This is a genomic window from Geobacillus sp. (genome assembly GCF_017515625.1).
In the GTDB taxonomy this organism is placed as follows: Bacteria; Bacillota; Bacilli; order Bacillales; family Anoxybacillaceae; genus Geobacillus; species Geobacillus stearothermophilus.
The window spans coordinates 1-3,942 of sequence record NZ_JAFWFM010000161.1; the positions used below are offsets into that span (position 1 = coordinate 1).

4 protein-coding genes and 2 pseudogenes are annotated in these 3,942 nt (G+C 53.8%); all 6 read right to left on the reverse strand.

Annotated elements, in window-relative coordinates:
* A pseudogene (locus IKE44_RS09680) lies at positions 1-175 on the reverse strand (primosomal protein DnaI); the annotation flags it as partial.
* Positions 176-186: 11 nt separating this feature from the next.
* The gene (locus tag IKE44_RS09685) at positions 187-1,578 is read right to left on the reverse strand and encodes a replication initiation and membrane attachment family protein (protein WP_033014406.1); all 1,392 of its coding nucleotides are present in this window, start codon (positions 1,576-1,578) and stop codon (positions 187-189) included.
* A 105-nt stretch (positions 1,579-1,683) separates the two neighbouring features.
* Entirely contained in the window at positions 1,684-2,145 is a 462-nt protein-coding gene (gene nrdR, locus IKE44_RS09690; protein WP_033008531.1) for a transcriptional regulator NrdR, read from the reverse strand.
* Positions 2,146-2,212: 67 nt separating this feature from the next.
* Complete coding sequence (locus IKE44_RS09695) at positions 2,213-2,611, reverse strand: hypothetical protein (RefSeq protein ID WP_033008532.1); 399 nt, start codon at positions 2,609-2,611, stop codon at positions 2,213-2,215.
* 126 nt (positions 2,612-2,737) lie between these two features.
* On the reverse strand, positions 2,738-3,112 hold the full coding sequence (gene speD / locus IKE44_RS09700) for an adenosylmethionine decarboxylase (RefSeq protein WP_033014401.1): 375 nt from the start codon (positions 3,110-3,112) through the stop codon (positions 2,738-2,740).
* 299 nt (positions 3,113-3,411) lie between these two features.
* Positions 3,412-3,778, reverse strand: a pseudogene (locus tag IKE44_RS09705) (type I glyceraldehyde-3-phosphate dehydrogenase); the annotation flags it as partial.
* Positions 3,779-3,942 lie beyond the last annotated feature (164 nt).

Consider the following 3,942-nt stretch of genomic DNA (forward strand, 5'->3'; position numbering starts at 1 on the left):
CGTACAGTTTCATTAAACTTCGGTCCACCGCATCGCGCGACAGCTGCTGCTCGTGCGCCTGCAAAAACGGCTGCACGTCCGGATGCGTCAAAATATAGCGCCGCATTTGTTCATAGCGCCGCCGGAACCCTTCGTTTCCGAACAGCCGCTGCAACAGTTGATTTACTCGTTCCATCGCCTTTACACCTACGATCCATCACGGTATTTTTTCAGCCGTTCCTCGAGCTCTTTGCGCGCCTGTTCCACATCAAAGTCGTCATCATCCGGTTGGCTGTAATCCATGTTCAGCCAGTCGGGGACGATTTCAGTGCGCACGACTTTGCGCACTGTCCGCGTCCCTTTTTCTTTTTCATTCGCCCAGTTTTGGTACGTCTTTGCTTCCTCTTTAGCCAGCTCCATCGCCTCTTTGACGGTGCGCACCTTTTTGCGCGCCCAATGGCTGGCGATTTTCTCGACATATTTTTTCGATAGTTTCATATTCGTCCGCAGCATGACGTAATAAATCAGCACATTGACGACGCCCGGAAGAAGCTGCTGTTGAAACATAATATCTTCGATCAATTGCAAATCGGCGAGCGACGGCTCCGCTCCCCCGGAAATTTCCTTCAGAAGCTGGCGCGGGGAGATCGTCTCGAGCTGCTTCATCAACGCCTCCTCTTTTGTGCGTGGCTCGATGTATTCCATCGTCCGGTAAGCGAGCGGCTGCACCCGTTCGACAAGGCGCGGGGCGGCGCCGCCGTGCTCGATCTCATACCACTCCCGGGCCGCCCGGCGCAGGGCGTCAATGTCAATCTCGTATGCCGGATCGATGACGCCGAGGACAATTTTTTGCATTTCCAGCGGCGGGATGCCGTACAAAAATGCCAACTTTTTGATCGCTTCTTTCACTTTCGCGGTTACGGCCCGGCGCGGCACCATCTGTTTCGACAAGCCAGCAAAAAAAAGCTCAAAATCAAACACGCCATCATCGAGCGCATACGACGCCTCGTCCCGCCCCATGTGCACTTTTCCATCCGGCGGCTCGAGCTCGCGCCCGGCCTCTTCATTGAATCCCGCGACGATTTGTTCAGCATGAACGGACGAAAATACGTCCGAAAACGCGCGCGTCACCCGGGTGAACTTTGTCTCATCCACAACCGGGCAGGCAAAACAGTCATTCAGCTGGGCAAACATATGACGGCCGACTTGCCGGTACAAAAAGACGCCGAGCATTTCGTCGCGGAAAAATTGATCCGGCGCCAGCGGCGGGCGCAGCTCATACACAAACTGCTTCGGCTCTTCCGCCTCGGGGGCGTGGACGTACGTATTCAGCAGCCCGATGCCTTCGAGCTTCAGCCGCTCGCTGTAAATGTCCGGCAGACCGCACTGCATGAGCGCCATAAGCCGATGGTGGGTCGCTTCCCGGCCGCCAAGCAGCTCGAGCTCCCCCCAAAGCGTCATATATAAGGCGAGCGCACGATGGCCGATCAGCGGCTGATACAGCATAGTCAACACTTTTCGGTCCGCATCGTGCAGCGCAGTGCGGCTTTGCACCATATACCGATCAACGGCCAACAACTCTTTCCAATGGTGTGGCATCGCTCCGACCTTCCATTCTGCCATATTCGTTTCCATCCACCTCTCGCCTTCCCGGCCGAAAAATAAGCTGAAAAAAGGGCCTGCCGCATTCCCGCTCGAGCCCTTTTACCGTTGTCCTTTTTTAATCAGCTCTTTTAGCTCTTCGATAAATACGTTGATATCTTTAAACTGCCGATAGACGGAAGCGAAGCGGACATAGGCCACCTCATCGATGCGCGACAGCCGCTCCATGACCATTTCGCCGATCGTTTCGCTTTTTACTTCCGATACGCCTTGGCTGCGCAGCTCGCGCTCGATTTCCTGCGTCACTTTTTCCAATTGCTCAAGCGCCACCGGCCGTTTTTCACACGCTTTGATCAAACCGCGCAAAATTTTTTCCCGGCTGAACTCCTCGCGCGTCCCTTCTTTTTTGACGACAATCAGCGGCGGTTCCTCGACCCGCTCAAACGTCGTAAATCGATAGTGGCATTGTTCGCACTCGCGCCGGCGGCGAATCGAGCGGCCTTCTTCGGCCGGGCGCGAGTCAAGCACGCGCGTGCCTTGGTGATGGCATGACGGACATCGCATAACATCCACTCCGTTCCTCTTCTTATCTTCTATCATACCGGAATGGCAGATGGCAGACAAGCCATAGTCAGCTATTGAGGCCAGAACCGATATACGGCAGGCGGCCGTCAAGCTTCCGGTATAACTCAAGGATGACCGCCCGGCTGCGGCCAAAATCAAACGGCAAGAACTTTGTCTCGGTCGTCACCGAAAAGTCCACCGCCGTTTCAAACGGGCGGACGGAAATGACGGTGGCGACGATAAACAGCTTGGGGCCGCGCCGCGTTTGGGCGCAAAGCTCGCCGCGCTCTTCGGAAACGGAAAGCAGCTCGGCGTCAGGCAGCGAAGCGAGCAGCTCTTTCACCGCGTCGATGACAGCGCGGTGGGCCGCTTTGTAGTAATGGCTCCGGAGCTCGGCGTCCTCATGGTTTTCCCGCGTTTCGCAATGGTTCGTCAACGCATACTTCAACTTTTTCCACATGCTCATAGCCACGTCTCCCTAATCGTTCTTTTTTTCACCATCATACCATGATTTTGGCCGCCATGGCACCCGCCGAAAGCGTAAAAAAAGGAGCGTCCTGTTTACGCTCCTTTTGCTTCCGTTGTTATGGAATTACAGCGCGTGCGCCTTTTTCACTTCAATCGGGCGCATGCCGCGCGGCAGCTCAATCGTTTCCCGCATTTGCGCGCCAAGCTTTTCGGCGATGTAATCCGCGGCGATGGTCGGGTCTAAATGGCCGCATGTATACACATCAATGCTGGCATAGCCGTGTTCCGGAAACGTATGAATCGTTAAATGGGATTCGGAAATAATGACGACCCCGCTTACGCCTTGCGGAGCGAATTTATGGAACGCGACTTCGCGAATTTCCGCTCCCGACTTTAATGCGGCGTCTACAAACGTTTTTTCAATAAAGTCCATATCGTTCAGTTTGTCAAAGTCGCATCCCCAAAGTTCCGAGATAACGTGACGACCCATCGTATCCATGCGAAAGTCCCCCTTTTAACCAATTTTCTCAAATAAAAAACAGATTTGTAGGTTGCAAAATGGCATGTATAACTACCACGGGGGAAAGTTAGTCCTAAGAGGTCCTAACCCTTTAAGTAGTCACATTACCTTTGCCGTTAAGAAGTTCACGAAACATAGTATACTTTGTTTAGGGGGTTTTTGCAACAGGCTTTTTTAATTTTTCGCATGCCAAAAGGAAAAAGCGCCCACACCGCCACACGGGCGGATCGGACGCTTTGCGCATCTTTTCACGATTGCGAGATTGGAAGAAAAACTGCTTAAGCGCTCACATGAAGACGCTCATTCATTTTGGCGGCGACAAGGCTGGCCAAGTCGACGACGCGGCACGAATAGCCCCACTCGTTGTCGTACCAGGCGAGCACTTTCACTTTCCGGCCGTCAATCACCATTGTCGACAAACCGTCAATGATCGCCGAATGCGGGTTCATGCGGGTTCGTGTTGAAATCGATCGACACAAGCGGCTCCATCGTGAAATCCAAAATGCCTTTCAGCGGACCATTGGCTGCGCGGAGAAGAGCTTCGTTCACTTCCTCGACCGTCACATCCCGCTTGACGTCAACGACCAAATCGACAAGCGACACGTTCGGCGTCGGAACGCGCAACGCCATGCCATGAAGCTTTCCTTGTGAACTACCCACCACCTACACTTCGCTTAGAGGTGGGGGCTTCAAGCGACTTGTGTGTGTTCGCTGAACGGTAAGCCACACACAAGAACCCTTTACGCTTCCCTTCGTTCCGAAGGTGTCCGTTCTAGCCATATTCTATCATATTCGTTGGCTAACGCCAA